The organism is Ruegeria sp. B1 (assembly GCF_056535885.1).
This window is the reverse complement of the sequence record NZ_JBQFJA010000001.1, coordinates 3250079-3272585: the sequence shown is the minus strand read 5'-3', so window position 1 is coordinate 3272585 and position 22507 is coordinate 3250079. Positions and strand designations below refer to the sequence as shown.

The following is a 22507-nucleotide window of genomic DNA, read 5'->3' as shown; positions in this document are numbered from 1 at the left end:
TTTAGGTGTATCCGGGCAATCCGAATGCATCAGAATAGCCAAAAAGGGCCGCGCTTCCGCCAGTATGCAGGAACACGATGTTGGACATTCCGTCAAAATACCCTTTGCGGATTTGATCGATCAGCCCGTCCAGACCCTTGCCCGAGTAAACGGGATCAAACAAAAGCCCCTCGGTCCGCGCCAGTAACTTGATCGCCTCAACCATGCCTGCGGTCGGCTTGCCATAGCCGGGTCCGACATAGTTGCAATTGGCCCGAACGTCGCTGCGCATGATGTCCGTTCCGGTCCCCAGATGGGTGGCCGTGCGGGTGGCGAGGTCAAAGACCATCTGTTCCTGTTTGTCCTGCGGCGCTCTGACACCGATGCCCAGAAGGTGGGTGGGGCTTTTGATGGCTGACAGGCCCGCAACAAGGCCAGCCTGCGTTCCGGAACTGCCTGTTGCGTGCACAAGTGCATCCATGGCCAGCCCCATGCTGGCGGCCTGTTCCGTCAATTCGCGGGCGCAATTCACGTAACCCAAGGCGCCGGTGACGTTCGACCCACCTCCGGGTATGATGTAGGGCCTCTTCCCGGCTTCGCGCACTTGCTCCGCCAAACCCTCCATCTCGGCATTCATATCTGCGCCGTCGCCGCGTTTAGAGACCGTGGCCCCGTGCAGCCGATCCAACAGCACATTGCCGTTCAACGTGTAGTTTGGGTCATTGGATCCTGTGCGATCCTCCAGCAGGATATGACAGTCCATGCCAAGCTTGGCCGCCGCAGCCGCAGTCTGGCGTGCGTGGTTCGACTGTGTCGCACCTTGGGTGATGATCGTGTCGGCGCCGGTTTCGACGGCCTCTGCCATCAGAAACTCCAGTTTGCGGGTCTTGTTACCCCCTGTCGACAGGCCGGTGCAGTCATCGCGCTTCACCCAGAGCCGTGGGCCACCGAGAGTTTCGCCGAGACGGTCCATAGGCTCAAGCGGTGTCGGCAAATGTCCAAATTTGATACGCGGAAATCGGGCCAGTTTGATCGACAGCTCTTTACAGAGGCTCACAGTTTCATCCAGAGCCCCGCCTGCACCGTGGGTCTCGATCTCTATTGACTCTGACATGCCCCGAAATCCTCCGCATTGGGTTTTCTCAAAGCGTTCCTTATCAAAACGTAGAAAAACAGTGCTTTTTTCTATGGCTGCTCATACATTTTCTTTGACTGATGGGGAATGCTGATGGATACGCAATGGCTGGATGACGTTTTAGTCCTGTTGGAAGAGGGTAATCTCAGCCGCGCCGCCGCCCGCCGAAACATCACGCAACCGGCGTTTTCAAGGCGGATTCGCGCCTTCGAGGATTGGCTGGGCGTGCCGGTTCTCGACCGGAAAACAAACCGCGTCGAAATCAGCCCGGCGCTGGTTTTAAACGAAACAGAGATCAGAGCCTTGCTGACGCAACTCCGGGAGATGCGCACAAAAATTGTTCATCATGATCCCAAAGCAAACACGGTTCGAATTGCCGCACAGCATGCAGCGGTGTTTTCCCGTTTCCCCGATATGGCGCTTAAGGCGCGCGGCCGGTTTCCGGGTGTCCGGTTTCGGCTGCACGCGGCCAACCTCAGCGATTGCGTCAGCATGTTTCTGCGGAAAGACGCAAATATGCTGCTGTGTTACGAATCCGATCTGGCAGAACCTCTGGAATTCGGAAACCGGGTCGCGCGGGGGCTCTGGGGGCGCGACTATCTCATTCCGGTTGTCGGTGGAGCGATGCGGTTTGCGATAAAGGATATCGGCGAGATTACTGCGGATGCCCCGGCCATCGTGTATCCGGATAACAGTTATTTTGGCCAGGTGCTGCGACGCAAGGAACGGATTTTTGGCACCGCTGGCTTCAGCGCCAAGACAGTTTGCGAAACCGCATTTTCCACAGGAATTCGTGAAATGGTTTTAAAGGGGCTTGGGGTAGGTTGGCTACCATTCAGCATGGTGCATAGCGAGTTGCAGAGCGGTGAAATGGTCTCGTTGGCGAATGGGCTTGGCCGAGAGGCGCTGGATGTCGCGGTTTACGCAAACACAAGTGATGCGACAGCCGTAGATTTGTTGCGGCTCTGGAGCAATTGAGAAGGATGGGAAGAGGGGCTGCTGGCTTTGCCCGACATGTCAGCTTTTGGTAGTGCGCATCAAATGGTACAGCGCAAAAGACGTACCGTTGAACCGGAAAAACCGATGTTTGGCTTTGACAAACGCTTGCCCGAAGACCGGATAAATCGGCCCTCCAAAAGCCTGTGCAGACAGTCGACAACTCTGCCTGCGGGTGGAATCTGGATAGTCACTGCGTATCTGAGCTGGCTGGGACTTTTTGACAGGGCGAACGGCTAAGGCTTCTATCCTGCCGAAAAACCTGCTCTATAAACCAAAACGCCATCGAACGAATGACCGCCGCGTTTCCGGAGTATGATCCGGCCCGGGGCGGGTGACCAACTGGAAAGACAGCATGCCTAAGAATCCCGTACGTCTCGACGAACACCCTGGCCGCAATTCTCAAGCCTATGGAATTGCCCGTGAACTTGGCACTGACATGGACCTGATCCATGCGCCATCTATCGGTGTCGTCGGCACCAAAGGAGACAGCCAGTGCTATCTTGGCGTCCAGCCCAAGGTCGAGGCGATCCACGCGACATTGCGTGACCAGATCGGCACCGAACCGGGTAAGATCGCAATGCGTCTTGTTCAGCCCGAATACTCGGTTGCCACGTCGGACGGTATTCGCAACGGAACCAAGGAAATGCGGTATTCGCTGATCGGGCGCGAGGTGACCAACGATGGCTTTTGCGAGCACTTGTCGGCTTCGGGTCTGGGCGGAACGATCGCGGTTGTGGCCTGTGACAAGCCGCCGGTCGGTACGCTGGCCGCCCTTTTGGAGCACAACCAGCCGGCTATCATGATGTCGGACGGGTCGATCCATCCGGCCCGCGACCCGGATTCGAATGAGCGCATCGACATTATCTCAGCCTATCAGGTTGCCGGAAACGAAGATGCCGAATACCGCAAACGCATCGCCTGCCTGGCCTGTCCGGGATATGGATCGTGTGGCGGTATCTTCACTTACAATACAATGCAAACCTTTATCGGCGTCGCGGGCATGCAGCCCTTGCATATGGTCGCGCCGCCGTCCGACGACCCCCGGCGTATGGAAGAGTTTCCGTCCCAGCTCGTGGGCTATCTCGCAAAGATGATCGAGAACAACACCTGCCCCCGTGACATTGTCGGACGCGACTCGCTGCGCAATGCGTTGATTGTCGCGATGGCCATCGGGGGCTCAACCAACGTTGTTCTACATGCACCGGAGATTGGCCGTGCCGCGGGTTTTGGCAACTTCTGGCGCGACGTTGTCACACCCGAAGAGTTCAATGAATGGTCACAGAAGATCGTCCCCGTTCTCACCGACGCCCGTCCCTATGGCCGATATTCGATGGTGGACATCGATCGCGTTGGTGGCGTGCAGGTGATTGTCAAAGAGTTGATCGATGCTGGGATGGTCAACGGCGACGTTCCGACCTGCACCGGCGAAACGCTGGCAGAGCAAGTTGAACGGCTGGAAACTGCGGCTCCAGACGGGGATGTCATTTATCCCGTTTCAGCCCCCTTCAAGGAAACCGGGGGTCTGCGTCTGCTCGGCGGCAACCTGTCGCCCGAATTCAGCGCCATCCTGAAACTGGCAGGTGTCGAAGGCGGCCTTAAAAACAATGTGTTCCGAGGCAAAGCTCGTGTGTTTGAAGGCGAGACCGGGCTTCTGCATATGCTCGACACCAATCCGACAGGTTTCGAGGATGGTGACATGATTATCGTCCGTTACGAAGGCCCGGCCGGAGCCCCGGGCATGCCCGAAATGCTGGACCCGACCTCGCGCATCACCACCTTGTGCCGTGAGCGCGGAATAACGGTTGGATTGATGACAGATGCCCGGTTCTCCGGCGGTTCGGTTGGTTTGGTCATCGGGCATGTGGGCCCCGAAGCTGCGCTGGGCGGGCCGATTGCGTTGATCGAAGACGGGGATGAAATCATCGCCGACTTGAATGTCAATGAACTGAACGCGCCAGTTTTGGACGACCCGGTTGTACGGGCTGAGCGCCAAGCGAAGTGGGATGCTGTGGTGGCCGCAAATGGCGGCGTGCACCCGAACTGCGGCTTGGCTGATACCCGGCTGCTGTACCGCATGCGCAACTCTGCCGTTCCTGCCGTCAAGGGTGCGGGAATCCATCCCGGTCGGGAGTTGTGGGTGAATGCCCCACGCGATCCCATCCAGACGGGTTTTGTCCCGAGCAACCGGTGGCGAGAGTAGTTGGACGGGCAGCTGTCAGCGATGTAAGGGGCGCTTCAGAGCAATTTCCATGGTGTGAGCCAGCTCACCGGTTCAGGCACAAAAGCACTCCCGCGACCCGGGTCTTTGACAATGGGTCGCGACACGTTCCCCGTATGAGATGCCAGATAGTCCGGTCTGTGATATCAACCGGGCGCAACAAATCTGCGTGCCGTACGGCAACATTCTTGCGTTTACTGACGTGATTTCGAAATTTCATGACAAGCCAAGTCCAATGGTCTAAAGGTTCTTTTTACACTCAAGAAAAAAGATCCGGGTGGTACCAGTGGAAGAGTTGGCCTTTACCTTTGAGATGGGCGTGGTTTGTGCGCTTCTGGCTTTCACGGTGTTTCTTTTTGTCTCGGAAGTTGTCCGGATCGACCTCTCTGCCATTCTGGTTTTGGTTATTGTCGGTCTGCTCAGCTACGCGCCCGGGCTGGAGAATCTGGCCAACGTCACACAACTGTTTGACGGGTTTGCATCCAATGCCGTGATTTCGATTATTGCGGTGATGATCGTCGGGGCCGGCTTGGACAAGACCGGCATCATGAACAAGGTCGCAGCGGTCATCCTGAAATATGGCGGAACGTCCGAGAACCGGGTGCTGCCCATTGTGTCGGGCACTGTTGGGGTCATTTCTTCTTTCATGCAGAACGTCGGGGCGGCGGCTCTGTTTCTGCCGGTGGTCAGCCGGATCTCCTCAAGATCCGGCATCTCGCTATCGCGCCTGCTGATGCCCATGGGCTTTTGCGCAATTTTAGGCGGCACCATGACAATGGTCGGCTCGTCCCCCCTGATCCTTTTGAACGACCTGATCCTGACGGCAAACGAAGGTCTGCCCGAGGGCCAGAAAATGGAGCCTTTTGGTCTGTTTTCAGTAACACCGATTGGCGCCGCTCTGATCCTCTCCGGGATTTGTTACTTTCTGCTGCTGGGCCGGTGGGTTCTGCCTGGTGATGCCGGGTCGGAGAACACCGGAACGGGGCAGGGGACCCAGGAGTATTTGCAACGTGTGTACGGGCTGAAGGCCGATGTGTTCGAAGTGATCGTGCCCGAAGACAGCCCGCTGGTTGGGCAGATTCTGGCCGACATCAATCACGAAAACCACCTTTACATCATTTCAACGTTTTATCGTGGAAAGACCTCGATGGTGCAGGTTCTGACCGCCGAGATTGCCGCACCATGCAGGCTGGCAATCATAGGTCGGCGTTGGGTTGTGGAGGAGTTTGCCAGCAAATTTGGTCTGACGGTCCTGCCGGATCTGGATATCTTCGTCGAAGAGTTTGCTCCGACAAATGCCGGTATCGCCGAAGTTGTCATCACCCCGGACAGCAAGCTGATCGGCAAATGCCCCCGCGAGCTGTTGTTCCGCAAGACCTACGGTATGTCGTTGCTGGCGATCCACCGTGGTGAAGAAACGCTCAGCCATGTTGAAACGGATACACATCACTCCACGCAGATCGGGCTCGAGAAATTCCATGCCGGTGACATGCTTGTCGCCCATACCCGCTGGGACAACCTGATGCGGATCAAGCGCGACCCGGATTTTGTTGTTGTCACGACGGATTTCCCACAGGACGAACTGCGCCCCAAAAAGGTCGGCTGGGCGCTGGGGTTTTTTGCCATCTCTCTGTCGCTGATCCTGTTCACCGACGTGCGGTTGTCACTGTGCCTGTTGACGGGTGCCGCCGGAATGATGCTGACCCGCGTACTCAGCGTGGACGAGGCCTACCGGGCCGTTGGCTGGAACACCGTGTTTTTGCTGGCTTGTCTCATTCCGCTGGGCCAGGCGGTGCAAAACACAGGCACTGCGGCATGGATCGCACAGCAAATCATGACCATTCTGGACGGATGGCCGATCTGGTCGTTGCAGGCAGGGGTCGCCATTCTGGCCACCGCGTTTTCGCTTGTGATGTCGAATGTCGGCGCCACGGTTTTGCTCGTTCCGCTGGCTGTATCCATTGCGGTTGCGGCCGGCGGCAGCCCGGCCCTTTTTGCGCTGACCGTGGCGATATCGACGTCGAACAGCTTCATCATACCAACACATCAGGTCAATGCGCTGATTATGGGCCCCGCCGGCTACAAAGTCATGGATTTCGTTAGATCTGGTGGGGTCATGACGATACTTTTCCTGATCGTCTCGCTGGTGATGCTTAACCTGGTGTTTTGAGACGTCTTGGTGCGTCCGGTTCTATTCTGTTGAAACGTTAGCGTCGTTGCCAGGAACATCTAATGCTAAAAGTCTGGCCAGACTTGGCTGAGGTCTTTTTCAAGAAGGTCCGAGAGACCTGCATTTCGGTCCGATAGGTGCTGGTTCAGATACACGCGCGTTTTCGCCCGCATGTCACAAGGCGGTTTGTCTTGGGTCAGGATGTGTCTGTCCACAAAGCGAAACCAGCGCCGATAAGCTGTGTGTCCCAAACGGGCCACCACTTTGCTGGCCCCGCCGAAATGGCGCGCATACCTATACCGGACCAGAATCCGGCCAATATGATTCAGCCGCAGTAAAGTCCTGGCTCGGGCCGGGTACCTTGTCCGATTGTGCCAGGTTTCGACCCTTTCCAACGGCATAGGGTCCATACCCAGAAAAGCCAAAACGTTATCCAGAACACCCTGCTTGTTCGCCTTGAACTCTTCGAACAGGACGACGTGCACACGATCTCGACCTAGTGCTTGGTGGAATTGCCGCAGGCCGGGCGCATAGGTCGATCCCAGAATGATCGAGGGCTCTTGGCTCAGTGCCTTTTCAAAAGATAAACAGGTGCGACCACTGCGGACAAGATGCCAATACTGCGAATAGGCGCGTTCAACCGGATCACGCAGCATGAAAATCATTTTGACCTTTGGGGCCGCTGCTCTGATGCGAAACGCGGCCACATCTGACATCAGGTAAGTTGTTGTGTCCTCACCAAGGACGCATCCTTGCGGTGCCTCTGAAAACCGATTTTGGTACCAGCTTTCCAAGCCGGGATCATGGGGTGACCGCCATGTAAGGTGATCGCCATCCATCCCAAGGAAATCGCCATGCGCGATCGGGTCGTCCGCGTCATAAAAATAGAGCTCGTTCTTTGCCGTCCACACGCCCGGATGCTGGTCCAAAACCTGATGCAGCGAAGTTGTGCCACACTTTGGGGCCCCTCCGATTATGAAGTCCGGCGTCTTCAATGTCTCTGTCTCCTGAGAAAAAGCGGGCTTAAAAGCGTCAAGACCGGATCGAAATTGGACTGGCTTCTGGCATTTCCGAGTCCTTGACCAGTTCAAGACACCGCTCGAGGAACCGGACATTTTGTAGGTCTTCATTGAACGCCTGCTCGACCATTTTTCGGGCTGCAACGGACAGGGTTCTGGCCTTATGCGGGTCCCCGGCCAATGCGGCGATGTTTCGGCACAACCCGTTTGGGTCCTTTTCCTCCGACAAAAGCCCGGTGGCATTGTGTTCCACAAGCTCCGGAATGCCAGAATGACGGGTAGCGCAAACCGGGGTGCCCAACGCCATCGCTTCCATCAGGGTGACCGGGATGCCTTCCTGATCGCCGTCTTCCGCAGTGCAACTGGGGGCCAGCAAGATGTCTGTATCTCTCATCCGCTTTAATGCGTGTTCATGCGACAGCGCGCCGAGAAAATGGACTGTCTCACCGAGTCCCAACTGGATCACTCTGGTATGCAGATCCTCCGCCAATGGACCATCGCCGCCTATGTCGTATCTCCAATCAATCTCCGGGTGTTTTTCGCGCAATAGTGCAAGGGCATCGATGGCCGTCGCCAACCCCTTTTTTTCAACCAGTCGACAAACGCTGAAAAGGCGCAAAGGTGTCTTTAGCTCAGCCGGTTCAAAGGGATAGTCGGAAACTGGAATACCCAGATGGCGGGTCTCAACCCGAGCCTTTGGCGCGCCGCAATCGATCAGGCGGTGTGCAAAAGGGGTGTTGACCGCGACGTGCAGGTCACCTTCTTCGAACAACATGCGGTATCGGGAGAGGGCGTTTCGCCGGTATTCCACGCTGACATCCCGTCCGTGATAGATCGTCACCAGCGGCGGACGCGTTTTCCAGTTGCGTTGCGCGCGGGCAACTGCCGTTCCGCGATATCCAAAATGCGCGATCACAAGATCCGCGTCGATCTGGCGCCGCCAAGCGGACCGATCCAGCCTTACGACGATGCGGTCGGCCAGACTGTTTGGCAGCGCCTTTAAAACCTGCGGATGGGGCGACGGCCAGATCACGATCCGCACGTTCCGGAGCACGCTTTTCCGCTCGGGGGACAGGGGCGTTGTGTCGTCAAAGGCCTTGCAGGCCACGGTCACCTCATGACCCTGCTTTACAGCATGGATCACCTGTGAGGTGACAAAGGTCTGAGACAGGGCCGGAAAGCTTGAGACGCAAAAGCAAATCTTCAATGGATCGCTCCGAACTTGGTTTTGAGATCGTCCTCAGGCCGAACGTCGAACGTCCCTTTGGGCGATGGCGCGTTCAAGAACGGCCAGGAACGTTTTGTGTTGACGACTGAATTCGAGTTCGGGACGCTTGGCGTAAGCGAGCGCTTTCTCGGAAAGTTCAGCATAAGCTGCGTCGTCCGACCACAGTTTGCGCAGTGCGGTCACCCATTCAATCGTTGGTGCGTCATGGGGCAGGATGATACCGCCGGGTCCGATGGCCTGATTCAATCCGCCGCGGTTTGATCCGATCACCGGAATGCCGCTGCAATGCGCTTCCGACGCGACACGGCCCCAGGCTTCTTCCCATTGGCTGGGTGCCAGCAAGACCTTAGTGCGCCCATAGACCTTTGACATGTCCGAGGTGCGGCGCATGAACGTTACATTGGGCAATTCGGCAATTTCGGCCATGATGTCTTTGAACAGCCCGTCCCAGAGTGTCCAGGCTTCGACAAACAGGAACGGTATGTCGGGGCAGGCGCGCGCCATCTCGCGCGCGACCTCGTATCCCTTTTTGGGATGTATGTTGATCAGCGTTGCAAACTCTCGGGTTGTATCGCAGCGGTATTCCTCAAAGTTGATCGTTGGGGTGATCACGGTGCAGTCGATACCATAGGCTTGATAATAAACCCCGGCGGTAAAGTTCGAGTTAGCAATGAAACTGGCGTTCGGAATTGAACTCACATCACCCTCATTTTCTTCGAACTCCACGTTGCGGAGATAGAGCACAACGGGCAGGCCGTGTTTTGAAAACGCGTGACCCAGAGTTGCCGAGTGCCGGGTCTGGATCACCACAATATCAGGCCTGAACCGCTCGATTGCGGCGGCAATGCGCGTGGGGTCCACCGGCTCCCATGTGCGCATCACCTCATACCCCTGACTGCGGTCGATGCTGAACGGACGGCCGGTGATCTTGCGCTGTGCCCGCATACGAAAGCCAAAGACCCCGCGACCGGAAAAGCCACAGTAAACGGCACAGTCATGACCCTGTGCAATGCTCTGACGGATCAGGTGATCGGTGCTGTTCTGGGTGCCGCCGCTGGCCTCGGGCAGCCAGCCGTTTCCGCCTGCAAAAAGAATGCGCATGTTCAATACCCTGCTGATCGGCGCAAACCTGTTGCGCGTGTTGATGGGTCGTAGCGGCCCGTGAAAGCGGCACATTTCATCCTGCGGCTCCATCCTGGTGTTTTACCGTGTCGGGATATGCCACCAGCCATGCCGCGCAGGCTTGCGCATACAGATTGGCATCAGTGGTATAGAGACGGGTGATCTGGTCGATCTGCCGTTGCGAAAGGTCGGACCTGTCCGTTCGCGCACCCGCTGTCTTGTTCGCGTGGGTCAAAGAGCCGGGTCGAACGCCCGCGATCCTGGTCAGGCCCTCGGCCATGTTGCCGAACGGGATCAACTCATCAACCATGATCCTTGTCTTGTCGCACACATAATCCGTTTGTCTGCGAAAGTGAAAATATCGCATTGCGGTATCCCGATACGACCTGCTGTCAGACAACAGGTCTATGAAGGCACAGACTGACTTGTTGCCGATTACTTTTGCGCTGAACATACGATCATGTTCATTGCGTCCGCCGGATTTCAGGTAATCGAAGGCCGACAGGAATCTGTCTACGGGGTCGCGTATAACTGCGATCTTAGGCAGGTCGCGCCACGCGCGCGGGCATGTGGCCTGAACCTCGCGCCAGGTCCGATGCCGCACGCGATACCCGAACAAAGCCTCTTCGACAGAGGTGCCCGCGTTCTTGGGGATGTGGATCAAGATGAGGCCGCGTCGTCTGTAGACCTCCTCAAGTTGCGGGTCAGGTCTTGGCGCCAACCGTTCGATCATGCGATCCGGGGCAAACTGCCAGCCGATGTTGGTTCTGATGTGCTCTATCGCGTGCATGACAAAACCCCGGCTATCTGGGAGGTCGCGTACGGGCCGAGCCACAGCGCGGCGGTTGACCGAGCCACAAAACAGATCATGCGGGCCTCTTTGAATTGGGGCGCCGTAGCTTGCGCAGCCCGGTCAAACCGACATGTTTCACATCGGACAAAATCTCGCGTCCAAACCGCGTAACAGTCAGAACGCCGACAAAAACCGCGTAACAGACTGCGGTTCCGAACAAGAGTTTGGCTGCAGCGAAATCGGGCAAGCTCGATTGAACCGCCACAATCGCCCCGTAGGTGATCAACCCCGCGCAAAACAACGGCAAAACCCGTTTTCGGATGTTGTCCCGACCGATCGGTCCCGTTCGGGTGACCAGCAGCCAAAGAGGAAGCAGTTTCAGGATGCTGACGCCGGCATAGGCCATGGCAAGCTCCCACACCCCATAGCGGACGCCCCATACAAACGCGAAACAACTGATCCCTGCGGATGCAAACCCCCACCACGCCATCTCGGTCGTGCGGCCCTGGCTGACAAACAGCCAGCCGGTGGGGTTTGCCAGCGGCTGTGCCAAGGCGGCAATCCCCAGCGCTGCGAAGATCGGCGCGCTATCGGCCCATTTCGCGCCCAAAAGAAAAGGAACAGCTGTATCTGCCATCCCGGTCATGGCCGCGACACCGGGCAGAATCGCAAGCTGCATCAGCCCGAACATGCGAAAAAACGCATGGGTGTAGCGGTGGGGGTTGTCCTGTATGCGCGACAGGACCGGCACCATCACCTGAGAGAGTGGCTGCGCCACGCGGTTCAGTGGAAACAACATCAGCCTGTAAGCGCGGTCATAGAACCCCAATGCAGCTCCGCCCCAGACGCGCCCGATCAGGACCGAGTCCAGATTGCGCGACAGGAAGTTTGCCAGTTTGAACCCCGTGACACCGGCCCCAAACCGCAATAGGTCACCCGTGCCGGTGGCCACAGATGGGCGGGACGGCAGCCACGGCACCCAGGCCCACACAAGCACCGCGCCGACAACCCCGCTTACCAGCGTTCCGGCCACCAAGGCCCATGGTGTCGGCGACACCGCGGCCCATAGGATCGATGTTCCCAGCGAGCATACCGCGACGACACCCGCGTTCACTGCAATCTTGCCAAAACGCATCTGGCGATTGAGAAGGGCAAAATGCTGCGCTCCCAGCGCCGTCAGCACCATGTTCAGGGCCATGACCCTGATCAGCCAAATCAGATCGGGTTCTCTGAAAAATGCAGCGATCAGCGGGGCCGTCAGAATCAACACAACGGTTAATCCAACGCTGACACTCAGGTTGATCCAGAACAGTGAGTTGAGCTGCCCATAGGTGAGCGTCCGTTTCTGTATGACCGCCTGCAACAGGCCCATTTCCTTGAACATCGATAGAAAGGCAATGAGCGGTCCGATCATCGCAATCAAACCGAAATCCGAGGGCATCAGCAATCGCGACAGAATGAGGACAGACCCAATCTGGCAGCCGATTGTGACGCCCTGACTGAGCGCAGCGTAAAAACTGCCCTGCATGACCGTACCACTGTAACTGTCGTGGGCAGCGGTCTCGACCTGTTCGTGAGCGTCGCGTTGGGTCATGCTTTGGGGCTTTCCGCCATTTCAACGTGATTCCGACGGGAACAATACAGGGCACAAATCGCCACGCCCGTCCTTTGCACGTGCAGCATCCATTTCAGCAACTTCTCGCCAAACGGGTGCTCATTAGGGTGGAAAACACGCCGATACGGGTCGCAAAGGCTGCAGAATCGATCACCCATCCGGTTGTCCTGCGGTGTATAAACCGTTGTGTTTATGGTCGTCTGAACGGTTTCTTGCCTATGGAGACAGCAGCTCCGGCTCGGTTTCGCCGGTCCTTGAAACGGGCTTTGACAAGCGGGATCGCGATGTTTTAGCTGCCGGATGAAAGCCCACCTTCGATAGGGTCTTTGCCCGATGAAGACGAGCAGAATCAACCGCAGAGTGCGAGTGCTGTCCAAGAAAACAAGTGTTTCCGGGCAATGAGCCGCCTTCTGTATTTGGCGCATGATCTGGATGATGCCGCCGTATGGCGCCGTGCCGACATGCTGCAAATGGGTGGCGCCCGGGTGACGGTTGCGGGGTTCCGCCGCCGCTCAGGCGCGCTGCCCGGCCCCGCGCTGGTTCTTGGCCAGACATACAATGCCAGGATGCTGCAACGGGCAGTGTCCGTCCTGAAACAGCGGGTCCAGCTGCGCTCGGCGTTTTCGGGCATGCAAAAGCCGGATGCGATCCTGTGCCGCAACCTAGAGATGTTGGCGCTTGCCGTCCAATTGCGCCGGATGTGGGGGGCGGGGGACCCGATCCCGCTTGTCTACGAGGTACTCGACATTCATCGTTTGATGGTGGGGCCATCCGCCCAAGCGCGGGCCTTACGCTGGATCGAGCGCCGCCTGTGCCGGGATGTGGACCGCATCATCGTGTCATCCCCTGCGTTTCAGCGCGCGTATTTCGATGCGGCACAGCACTGCGCTGTCCCAATTCTACTGGTGGAAAACAAAGTTGTCGCAGCAGATGTTGCGGTCGATCCATACACGCAACACACTCCGGCCCCGGTGCCCGGGCCGCTGCGCATCGGTTGGTTCGGGATCCTCAGATGCAGCTTTTCGCTGCACAGTTTCGACAGTCTGACACGTGCCGAGCCCGGCAAGTATGAGGTCGTTTTGCGTGGCCGCCCGGCATTGGATGAGCTGCCCGATTTTCATAAGATTGTTGAGAACAATCCCGACATGGTGTTCTACGGCCCCTACACCTATCCGGATGATCTGGCAGACATCTACGGTGCGGTCGATCTGGCCTGGTTGGTCGATCAGTATGACACCGGGCAAAACTCGACCTGGCTTTTGCCAAACCGCCTGTACGAAAGCGGTTTGACCCGAGTCCCACCCATCGCCCTTGCGGGTACGGAAACGGCGCATCGTCTGATCGATCTGGGCATTGGGCTGACACTCGACAAGGCGGATCCGGCGACGGTGGCCAGAGTTTTGCGCCGCGTGACGCCGGCGTCTCTGGATTGTCTACAACGGGCACAGATGGCCGTGCCAGCGGATGTCTGGAGGGCGACCCGGAAGGACGCCTGCGATCTGGTCGATGCAATTGTCGCTGGCTACAGCCACCAGTTGCCAGCCACCCATGATGCATCGCAGGACGCAGTGTTGATCGTGGTACCGGCACTGAATGAGGCGGCCCATATTGCCGGTGTCATCGACGGGCTGACAGGCTTCCTTGACCGCCGGAATGCCCTGTCGGCCCCGGCGCGTCTGGTGATCGCCGATGGCGGCTCGACGGATGGAACGCAGGGTATTGTCGAACATAGGATGCAGGCACTGCCCCGGTTCGACATCCGGCTGATGAACAATCCGGCCCACCTCCAGAGCGCAGGGGTGAACGCCGCCTGCGCCCGCTTTGGGGACGGCATGGACTGGCTGATCCGCATGGATGCCCATTCCAGCTATCCCGAAGATTTTGCGGATGTCCTGCTGACCGAGGCAGGGCGGACGGGTGCCGCAAGCGTTGTGGTTCCGATGACTGCGGTTGGCGAAAGCCCAATGCAACGCGCCATCGCACTGACCCAGAATTCACGTCTTGGAAATGGGGGATCGGCCCACCGAACCGGCGGGGCCGGGCGGTTTGTTGATCACGGGCATCACGCATTGATGCGCCTTGATGCGTTCAGGGCCGCGGGTGGTTATGACGAAACCTTTTCGCATAACGAAGATGCCGAGCTGGATATGCGCCTGACGCAGGCGGGCTACCGCATTTGGCTGACCGGGCAGACGAGGCTCGATTACTTTCCGCGCAGTTCAGTTCGGACGCTTTTTCGGCAATATGTCAACTTTGGCGGTGGACGGGCGCGCACCGTTTTGAAGCATCGGCAGCGCCCCAGACTGCGCCAAATGGCGATGATCTCTGTTGCGCCGATGCTTGGCCTGACGGTTCTGACCCCGCTTTCTGTGTTGTTTGCGCTGCCTGCAACGATCTGGGTGCTGGCGTGTCTCGCCGCCGCCGCGTCTTTGGCCTTTGTGCGGCGTGACATCACGGCGCTGAGCGCCGGCCCGATTGCAGCCGTTATGCATCTGGGGTGGTCGTTTGGGTTCTGGCAACACGTCCTTCTACACTGTCCTGGTGCCAAGACTGGACGCCTACCGAAAATGGAGTCCGAGAAATCCGAAATTGTGGTTGATCGTATTGCTGTCGGCGTCTGCACCTACCGCCGGTCTTCGCTGCTAGACACTCTGCAGACACTCGAACACCAGACTCTTCCGGCCGACACGGACCTGACGATCATCGTTATCGATAACGATGACAGCCCCAGCGCACGGGCCGTCGTGGATGGCTTTGCCGCCGACTCGCGCCATGAGGTGATCTACCGCTTTGCACCTTCGGGGAACATTTCGATTGCGCGGAATGCGGCCCTGGATGAGGCCGACCGGCGCGGATTGCGCATCTTTGCCTTCATAGACGATGACGAGCTGGCGCCCCAGAACTGGCTGGCCGCTCTTGTGGCCTCCCTGTCAGAAACGCAAGCTGATGCCGTTGTCGGGCCCGTGCGCGCGCTTTATGCGCCCGATGCGCCAGGGTGGATGCAGGACCTGCGTATCCATGACACCAATCCCGAACTGGCCGTGGATGGTCGACCGATTGCCGGACACAGCTGTAATGTTGTTATGAACTTGGACAGCGCAGCCCTTGCCGGGCGGCGGTTTGACCTGAACCGGGGCGTTTCCGGGGGCGAGGATACGGCGTTTTTCAAAAACGCATTGCAGGACGGTGCCGAACTGGCGTTTGCACCTGAGGCCAGTCTCGACGAGCCGGTCACACCCGCGCGCGCGACGATGGCCTGGTTGTTCAAGAGACGTTTCCGCATGGGGCAGACGCACGGCAGTCTGGTCCGCCAGCATAACCGGATCGGTGCATACCTGATGGTGTTGCCTCTGGCACTCGCCAAGGTTCTCTACTGCATGGTTTTTGCTCTGCTGACCGCACCCTTTGTTGCGCGCCGCAATGCTTATCTGCTGCGGGGTGCGCTGCATCTGGGCACAATTGCCGCGCTGATCGGCATTCGCGCCGTTGCGGTTTACGGTGCGCCCGGAAGAAAAAGGCGGACACCTTCAACCTGAGAGGGGGGGCAGGGTGCCCCGGGTTTCATTGCGCCTTGCCGTATTTCCGGCATTTGTTTCGCAAATGCGCCTGTATTTTTTCGTCAATCGCGACAAGTGCAACGATAATTGGGTGGTCGTCCACCGCAGTTTTGCTGTAGGCTTCGTCAAATGGTACGGCGTGCCGGGGCTCCGGTCCGGGTCTGGGTCTCTGGTGGATAGGATGCGATTACCGATCTTTATCGTTGGTCTCTTTGTTGCCGTCGCCGTGTCGGCAGCGATTGGCATGGCGGCAGGCTTCGAGTCGTCTCAACTGGTTCTTTTTGTCATCGTTGTTACTGTTGCCTTGCAGCTGGCATATGTTTTGGTTGTTGCGCTCCTTGCGGCGGAACACAGCCGCAAGAGCAAAGAGAGCCAGGAAAAAGCGCCAGCTTCGAACGTTTCACAGGAACGCGACGCCGGATGATGTCCCCACGCGCCGGGGCATGACCGCCCATTCCGGCGGCGTCGCCGGCAAATGACTGCTGAGCCTCCATCCTTTGTCTCAGAGACGCTTGGACAGATCCGCTGGATGCCGTAGGCCTTCGGGTGCCGCCCAACGACGCGGCCCGAGCACATGTAAACCGGACCAGAACCGATGCCTGTTTCCGTCACCGTCGTGATCGCCGCCTACAACGCCGAAGCGACTGTATCCCGCGCGATCCGCTCCGCCCTGGCGCAGCCGGAAACGGCCGAAGTGATTGTTGTGGACGACGCTTCCGCTGACGGCACTTGTGCTGCCATCAACCACGAAGCAGAAGCAGACCGACGTGTTCGACTGATCCGGCAGGACACCAATCAGGGTCCAGCCGCTGCCCGTAACAGGGCGATTGATGACGCTACATCCGATTTTGTTGCTGTACTGGACTCGGACGATGTGTTTTTGCCTGGGCGGCTTGAATGTCTGTTGTCCTGTGACCCTATCGAGATGGTGGCGGATAACATCGCATTCGTGAAACCCGGGCATCTGGCGATGGCAGTTGAACAGGACTGGTCTGTGATTTCACCCGCTTTTACTCCGCTGGATGCAACCGGGTTTGTGTTGGGCAATCTTCGCAAAAAAGGAGTGTCCCGCGGCGAGTTGGGATTTCTGAAACCACTTCTGTCGCGCCGCTTTCTTGAACAACACAACCTGCGCTATGATCCATCGCTGCGCCTGGGGGAAGACTATGATCTTTATGTAAGGATGCTGCTTGCCGGGGCGCGGATGCGCCTGACGCGCAGGCCGGGATATGCGGCTGTCGTACGGGGAGACTCGCTCAGCGCCAGACACGGCGCAGATGACCTGGGGAGCTTCTTCACCGCGCTGCGCGCGCATCTGGCTATGGGGCCGCATTCATCCAACTTGACCCGGGCCATGCAGGCCCATCTGACAGAGGTTCGGCGCAAGCACGATCACCGCGTCTTTCTCGATTTGCGCCGCAGCCAGGGGGGGCGGGCGGCGATCCGCTACCTTTTGAGCGCGCGGGACCGTGCATGGCCGGTCGCGCGGCAGATCGCGCGCGACAAGCTTGGACTGGACGAGATGGCAGGGGAGGCAGCACCCGATCACGGGGTGCGTCTGTTGTTGCAGACAGATGAGGTCAATCCCGGGTCTGGATTACCGGAGTTGTAGCACAACGCCTTGGGGGATTGGGGCTTTTTCCGCGTCTTCTTTGCACAGCACAAGCTGCTTGGAACGGCACATCGGAATGTATCCCAGAGCTTCCAGCCCTGCGAGACCGTCCGCAACAACGTCAACCGGCCCTTGCCCAGCCAATCGGGCAAGCTGGCAGGCCAGCTTGCGACGCCCGGTCCCGTCCGCGCCGTCCAGCCCGGTGGATGGTTGCACGGGCAGCCGAATTGCGCCTGACGGGGCGGCGACCTGATCCAACCGATCCGGTGCGGCAAGGACGAGTGTCATTGCTTTGCCTCCCGCCGATTTTTGTCGGAACGGGTGTTTGCGACGCATGCGGTCTTTCCCGCTTTTGACCAAATCCGCCAGCAGGGACGGTTTGTGGCACAGGTGTCGGATCGATTGGGGCAAGTCGCGAGACTTGAGTGCGGCAACGAGTTCCTGATAGCGCAAGGCATGTCCCAACCGTGCCCGGCGCCTGGCCAGTTGACGCATCAACGCCTCGTCCGTGGGGCATATGGCAGCCGCAAGATCGGCCAATCGGTCATGCGACGAGATAAGGCTGGCCACCGCAGGTACGGTCAGGCGGTGCGACACCGAGCCCCGATATCGCCGATAGAGATAGGTCGGATCTGGCGTCAGCAGAAAGCGCGCCCCTTGTACGAGCAGGTGGCAATACAGATCGAAATCTTCGCCAATGCGCAGTGTTTCATCATACCGCAGCGCGCCCAGAGTATCGCGCCGGATCATCGGTTTCAGATACCCCAAAGACGCCAGCCCGGCGATTGCAGCGTCGCTTTGGACAAGATCGGCGGCGGTGATCCATTTTGGACCGAGGTTTGGCGCGTCCGCCAGCAGTGTCTGGCCCGCCGTTTCGGATGCCCCGAAACTCAGCAGGTCGTCGGCCACCGCGTCTGCCCCCATGCGCTGAGCAGTGGCCAGCAGGCGCTCGATACGCATCGGGTGGATCAGATCGTCCGCGTCGACGATTGCGATCCACGCGCCGCGCGCAGCCCCAACTGCGATGTTCCTTGCCCCGGCGGCTCCTACATTTGTGGTAAGGAAGATGGGCCTCACTCGCGCGTCTGACGCAGCCCATTTCCGCAGGATTTCATGGCTGCCGTCGTCCGATGCGTCATCGACGACGATCAGTTCCAGCTCTGAATGCGACTGGTCGAGCACCGATGCAACCGCGTCTTGCAGATAAGCGGCGCCGTTGTAGTTCGCCATTATGACGGACACCAACGGCGCGGCCCCGACCTGTGCGGCCGTTGCGGCGGTGTCGTCAGTGTCGAGAGGTTTCGGTTGCCCGCCTCCCTTGGCCACCTCGGCCATCCCCATCATCAGCCTGCGACCTGCCTGCACGCCGCAATGCTCCTGACGCGCACCCTCACGAGGTTTCCGCCGACCGCATCGCGGCTGGCAGGGTCTTGGCGAGGATGGCGATGTCGAGCGTTGTACTGGCTTTTGCAACATAAGCGCGGTCATAGGCGACCCGGCGCCTGTATGTCGTGGTGTTGCGGCCATTGACCTGCCACAGACCCGTGATACCCGGCCGCGCCCGCAGATAATACCGGCTGGAAGGTCCGTATCTGCGCAGTTCCTCGCTGAGAACCGGACGCGGTCCAACAAGGCTCATATCTCCGCGCAGCACATTATAAAGCTGCGGCAACTCATCGAGGCTGAGTTTACGCAACACGTGACCAACCGCCGTGACCCGGGGATCGTCCCGCAATTTCTGGGTCTGCTCCCATTCGATGCGCGCCTGCGGGTTCTGCTGAAGATGCCGTTCAAGAACATCGTCTCCGTTCACGGCCATTGTCCGGAACTTGAGGCAGCCGAAGGACCGTTCTTTGTACCCAATCCGGCGGTGGCGATAAAAGATCGGTCCCGGCGATGTGGCGCAGACCAAAAGGGCCAAGCCCGCCATCAGCGGCGACAACAGAACCAGCATGGCCATGGCCACCGCGACATCCAGGGCTCGTTTTGTCATTCCGCCCACTGGCGCCGCGTGCAGCGCGGGCCGTACCCACAGAGCATGGCGGGGTTGAACGATTGGAGCAATCATACCCTCCGCAGGGGCCGCCTCAGTCTCTATCGGTTTCATCACAGTCCATCCTTATGTCTCAAGTGACCGGCACCGAAAATCAGCACCCATGCCCCCTAAAGTTGCAAAGACGATCGCCGCAAAGCATCAACCGATGCCGGCGAAAGTGATCCGTACCTGGCTGCCCTCGCTGACACGTACCTTTTTGCACCTGCACATAAGAAGGGTATGACAATCGCTGCGATTGCAAACTTCATTATCGATGCAAGCAAAGCCCCGCCTATGGCAGGCAGGACTTTGGCCCGATTTCCGCACATGGCTGCTTGGACAGAGGGTATCTTTTGACATCGGACAGACCACGTGCCCAAATCGAAGGCAATTTAAACACTCGGCGCACGGTTTGCATGTGAATGTCCCGAATCCCCACTCGCGCTTAACGAGAGATGCTTAACTTGAGAAAGACTAGTCTGCACCTGTTTCAAGGTGATTCGAATCTGCGGCTGGATGATCGGTTATTCTTGCACCTCACGGCTTGCCTTTGGGGTCGGAGTCGAGATCAGGCGCGTCTGCCAGCGGGATGCGTGGGAAGCGCGTTTGGGCATGCGCATGGCTGCCCTTGACGGTCCGGCACGCCGCCCAAGGTTCTCGATAAGGTAAACCCGCCGTGCGAATTCTCTTTGGAAGTGCCCATCCCTACCTGCCGCAGATGTATGGCGGGGCGCAAACCAGCACGCAGGAACTGGTTCGCAGGCTGAGATCGCGGGGCCACACAGTGGGCGTTCTTGCTGGATTGACCGGGCAGGGCTGGTTGGGAAGGCGTGCGCGGCTTTTGCTGAAACTGACGAGGCGCGGTTATGTTCGGGACGAGACGCTTGGCTACCCGGTCTTCCGGGCCTGGTTTGCGGACCAGGCGGTGCGTAGGGTTGTTGCGGATTTCGGGGCCGAGGTTGCGATTTTTCAGTCACGGCTGCCGGTTCCGCTGGCGCAGGCCATCGACCGGGAAGCCACCCGCACATTTATCTATCTGCGCAATGTCGAAACCGAAGATCTTGGGGGCGCGCTGACGGATCTGTCCAATTGCAGGTTCATCGCCAATTCGCACTTTACCGCAAAAAGGTTCGCAGAAACGCAGGGTGTTTCAGCCAGCGTGATTTACCCGATGATCGAGGCTGAGAAATACCAAAGCGAAACAACAGGTCAGAACGTGACCTTCATCAACCCTCATCCGAATAAAGGCGTCGAAACCGCACTCAAAGTCGCCGAGGCATGTCCGGACATTCCGTTTGTGTTTGTCCGGGGCTGGGGCTTGTCGGCCAAACAGGAAAACGATTTGCAGAGCCGTCTGGGCAAGCTTCCAAATGTCACGCTGCGCCCCTCCACCAATGACATGCGGACGGTGTATGCGGATGCTCGCATCGTGCTGGCCCCCAGCCAGTGGGAGGAAGCGTTCGGCCGCATTGCCGCCGAGGCCCAGGTCAGTGGCATTCCGGTGATCGCGTCACGGGTTGGCGGCTTGCCGGAAGCGGTCGGGCCGGGCGGTGTTCTATTGGACAAGGATGCGCCGATTGACGTTTGGGCGGATGCGGTGCGCAGCCTCTGGAACGACGATCAGGCTTATTCCGCGGTGTCCAAAGCGGCGCTGGCGCATGCCCAGCGGCCCGAGATGATGCCCGAAAGACAGATTGACCGGCTGCTTGAAATTCTCGGCGGTGGTGCTCCATAGCGATGGAACATGTCAGTTTCCCTGCGGCGTCAACCGGCGGACGGGGATCGTATCATTTGCCGATGGCGCGGACAGGATAACTTCCAGAACGTCGCCGCCTTTGACGGGATCGTTGCGGCCGACGTCAAACGTGACCGTTCCATCAGGGTCGTTTCGCGTGATCTGCATCTTTGACGACACCAGATCGGACAGCGAGATCAATCCGGTTCCGGTACGGTTCGCCTCGGCAAACAGCGCGGCCTGCGTTTCCATTCTGACCCGCAATTCAGCAATGGCGGCGCGTTCCTCCTGTAGGCCCTGAACGCGTTCGCGATCGCGCTGGTTGGTCAGGTCAAGCCTGTCGCGGCGGGTTTCGTTCAGCCGTTGTTCGGCATTCAACTGTGCCGTTTCAACCTCAAGCAGCCGTACCTGCTGATCCGTCACCGCGCGTTGCAGGCCGCTTTCCCGCGAGACGGTCGACAGGCCCCGTTCGACTAGGCTGGCAGCGTTTTCAAGTTCCTCGCTCAGCAGGCTCAACTGCCGCTCCCGCAGGGTCGCCTGTTGTTGCAGTCTGTCGATGCGCTCCAGCAAAAGCGCCTCCAAATCTTCGATCTGGGCCAGATTCGAGGCAAAGGCCGATTTCTGGGACGCCATGATCTTGCGTTCCTGCTCGATCAACTCGGCGCCAAGCGCCGAAGCCTCCAGTTCGGGCGGCACGGCGATCTTCCGGTCAGCCTCTTCGGCCTCCAGCCGCGCCAGCCGGGCCACGCGCCGCATCAACTCAAGCTCCGAAACCCGGTAGCTGCCAAGCGCGGTCAGGGCGTTGCGTTCGCCCCGAACCAGAGCCGACGAGGCCTGATCGATGCCGCCGGACAGGCTGAGCGCTTGCAGTACGGTCATACCTGGCACATGTGGGTAGGCGCCCGGGGCCCGGACATCGCCCAATACGTAGATCGGCGCAAATTCTGTAATCGTCACAATGGCCTGGACAGTACCGCGCAGCCCCATGCGGTCCTGAATACGTTGCGACAGGTCCGCGCCCAATTCGTCAGGTGTCATCCCGGTCGCCTGAACGCTGCCGACCAGGGGCAGAGCCACCTTGCCCGTCGTGTCGACAAGATACGACCCGCCGATTGCCTCCCAGGCAACAAAGGCTTCGCTGACCGGGTCCCAACGGCCGATCCGGATGTCCAGCGTCTGTTGCGGCCCGATATGTTCGCGATCCAAAATCCCGGATTCGGGTTGGGTTTGCGCGGACGCTCCACCGAAAACCAGCATGTTCAGCATTACGGCACAAACGACACCCAGATG

General features: G+C 58.8%; 16 protein-coding genes. 7 read left to right on the top strand and 9 right to left on the bottom strand.

Translation table 11 applies throughout. The annotated features are described in order from the left end of the window. Position 1: 1 nt before the first annotated feature. Entirely contained in the window at positions 2-1012 is a 1011-nt protein-coding gene (cuyA, locus tag ACR3ES_RS16155) for a D-cysteate sulfo-lyase (protein WP_480425505.1), read from the bottom strand. A gap of 195 nt (positions 1013-1207) precedes the next feature. Between cuyA and ACR3ES_RS16150 the strand changes: the two genes are divergently transcribed. The 3 genes from ACR3ES_RS16150 to ACR3ES_RS16140 all read left to right on the top strand — a co-directional run bounded on the left by ACR3ES_RS16150 (position 1208) and on the right by ACR3ES_RS16140 (position 6501). Beyond that, a complete protein-coding gene (locus ACR3ES_RS16150; protein WP_170435468.1) occupies positions 1208-2092 on the top strand; it encodes a LysR family transcriptional regulator in 885 nt (294 codons plus the stop codon). A 373-nt stretch (positions 2093-2465) separates the two neighbouring features. After that, positions 2466-4313, top strand: a complete 1848-nt coding sequence (locus tag ACR3ES_RS16145; RefSeq protein ID WP_170435469.1) for a dihydroxy-acid dehydratase domain-containing protein — start codon at positions 2466-2468, stop codon at positions 4311-4313. Positions 4314-4644: 331 nt separating this feature from the next. Next, positions 4645-6501 carry an SLC13 family permease gene (locus ACR3ES_RS16140; protein ID WP_170435661.1) on the top strand — a complete coding sequence of 619 codons (1857 nt, stop codon included), beginning with the start codon at positions 4645-4647 and terminating at the stop codon, positions 6499-6501. A gap of 65 nt (positions 6502-6566) precedes the next feature. Here ACR3ES_RS16140 and ACR3ES_RS16135 read toward each other — a convergent pair whose 3' ends face one another. From ACR3ES_RS16135 to ACR3ES_RS16115, 5 genes are all read right to left on the bottom strand, one after another. Then, a complete protein-coding gene (locus ACR3ES_RS16135) occupies positions 6567-7496 on the bottom strand; it encodes a sulfotransferase family protein (protein ID WP_170435471.1) in 930 nt (309 codons plus the stop codon). 37 nt (positions 7497-7533) lie between these two features. Then, positions 7534-8727, bottom strand: a complete 1194-nt coding sequence (locus ACR3ES_RS16130) for a glycosyltransferase (protein ID WP_170435473.1) — start codon at positions 8725-8727, stop codon at positions 7534-7536. A gap of 33 nt (positions 8728-8760) precedes the next feature. Then, positions 8761-9849, bottom strand: a complete 1089-nt coding sequence (locus ACR3ES_RS16125; protein WP_170435474.1) for a glycosyltransferase — start codon at positions 9847-9849, stop codon at positions 8761-8763. A gap of 76 nt (positions 9850-9925) precedes the next feature. Continuing rightward, entirely contained in the window at positions 9926-10660 is a 735-nt protein-coding gene (locus ACR3ES_RS16120; protein WP_170435476.1) for a sulfotransferase family 2 domain-containing protein, read from the bottom strand. 76 nt (positions 10661-10736) lie between these two features. Beyond that, complete coding sequence (locus ACR3ES_RS16115) at positions 10737-12257, bottom strand: lipopolysaccharide biosynthesis protein (RefSeq protein ID WP_170435478.1); 1521 nt, start codon at positions 12255-12257, stop codon at positions 10737-10739. Positions 12258-12676: 419 nt separating this feature from the next. Here ACR3ES_RS16115 and ACR3ES_RS16110 point away from each other — a divergent pair, with 419 nt between their 5' ends. The 3 genes from ACR3ES_RS16110 to ACR3ES_RS16100 all read left to right on the top strand — a co-directional run bounded on the left by ACR3ES_RS16110 (position 12677) and on the right by ACR3ES_RS16100 (position 17447). Continuing rightward, positions 12677-15814, top strand: coding sequence for a glycosyltransferase (locus tag ACR3ES_RS16110; RefSeq protein WP_170435480.1), 3138 nt, complete (start codon positions 12677-12679; stop codon positions 15812-15814). Between the two features lie 64 nt (positions 15815-15878). Beyond that, complete coding sequence (locus tag ACR3ES_RS16105) at positions 15879-16259, top strand: hypothetical protein (RefSeq protein WP_480563066.1); 381 nt, start codon at positions 15879-15881, stop codon at positions 16257-16259. A gap of 171 nt (positions 16260-16430) precedes the next feature. Then, positions 16431-17447: a glycosyltransferase family 2 protein gene (locus ACR3ES_RS16100; RefSeq protein WP_170435485.1), complete on the top strand. Its 1017-nt coding sequence runs from the start codon at positions 16431-16433 to the stop codon at positions 17445-17447. Here the strand turns inward: ACR3ES_RS16100 and ACR3ES_RS16095 are convergent. Beyond that, on the bottom strand, positions 17433-18812 hold the full coding sequence (locus tag ACR3ES_RS16095) for a glycosyltransferase family 2 protein (protein WP_170435486.1): 1380 nt from the start codon (positions 18810-18812) through the stop codon (positions 17433-17435). The two genes, ACR3ES_RS16100 and ACR3ES_RS16095, sit on opposite strands and share 15 nt — an antisense overlap. A 25-nt stretch (positions 18813-18837) precedes the next feature. Further along, complete coding sequence (locus ACR3ES_RS16090) at positions 18838-19554, bottom strand: sugar transferase (RefSeq protein WP_480423871.1); 717 nt, start codon at positions 19552-19554, stop codon at positions 18838-18840. 604 nt (positions 19555-20158) lie between these two features. Between ACR3ES_RS16090 and ACR3ES_RS16085 the strand changes: the two genes are divergently transcribed. Continuing rightward, a complete protein-coding gene (locus ACR3ES_RS16085) occupies positions 20159-21217 on the top strand; it encodes a glycosyltransferase (RefSeq protein WP_170435488.1) in 1059 nt (352 codons plus the stop codon). 12 nt (positions 21218-21229) lie between these two features. Here ACR3ES_RS16085 and ACR3ES_RS16080 read toward each other — a convergent pair whose 3' ends face one another. Further along, positions 21230-22483 (bottom strand): polysaccharide biosynthesis/export family protein, encoded by a 1254-nt coding sequence (locus ACR3ES_RS16080; protein ID WP_480493333.1) that lies wholly within the window; start codon positions 22481-22483, stop codon positions 21230-21232. Positions 22484-22507: the final 24 nt, after the last annotated feature.

Excerpts from the sequence above, each read along its gene's own strand:
- ACR3ES_RS16150 (WP_170435468.1), top strand. The coding sequence starts at position 1,208 with ATGGATACGCAATGGCTGGATGACGTTTTAGTCCTGTTGGAAGAGGGT.
- ACR3ES_RS16090 (WP_480423871.1), bottom strand. The coding sequence starts at position 19,554 with ATGAAACCGATAGAGACTGAGGCGGCCCCTGCGGAGGGTATGATTGCT.
- ACR3ES_RS16145 (WP_170435469.1), top strand. The coding sequence starts at position 2,466 with ATGCCTAAGAATCCCGTACGTCTCGACGAACACCCTGGCCGCAATTCT.
- ACR3ES_RS16115 (WP_170435478.1), bottom strand. The coding sequence starts at position 12,257 with ATGACCCAACGCGACGCTCACGAACAGGTCGAGACCGCTGCCCACGAC.
- ACR3ES_RS16110 (WP_170435480.1), top strand. The coding sequence starts at position 12,677 with ATGAGCCGCCTTCTGTATTTGGCGCATGATCTGGATGATGCCGCCGTA.
- ACR3ES_RS16100 (WP_170435485.1), top strand. The coding sequence starts at position 16,431 with ATGCCTGTTTCCGTCACCGTCGTGATCGCCGCCTACAACGCCGAAGCG.
- ACR3ES_RS16140 (WP_170435661.1), top strand. The coding sequence starts at position 4,645 with ATGGGCGTGGTTTGTGCGCTTCTGGCTTTCACGGTGTTTCTTTTTGTC.
- ACR3ES_RS16080 (WP_480493333.1), bottom strand. The coding sequence starts at position 22,483 with ATGCTGAACATGCTGGTTTTCGGTGGAGCGTCCGCGCAAACCCAACCC.
- ACR3ES_RS16125 (WP_170435474.1), bottom strand. The coding sequence starts at position 9,849 with ATGCGCATTCTTTTTGCAGGCGGAAACGGCTGGCTGCCCGAGGCCAGC.
- ACR3ES_RS16120 (WP_170435476.1), bottom strand. The coding sequence starts at position 10,660 with ATGCACGCGATAGAGCACATCAGAACCAACATCGGCTGGCAGTTTGCC.
- ACR3ES_RS16105 (WP_480563066.1), top strand. The coding sequence starts at position 15,879 with ATGCGCCTGTATTTTTTCGTCAATCGCGACAAGTGCAACGATAATTGG.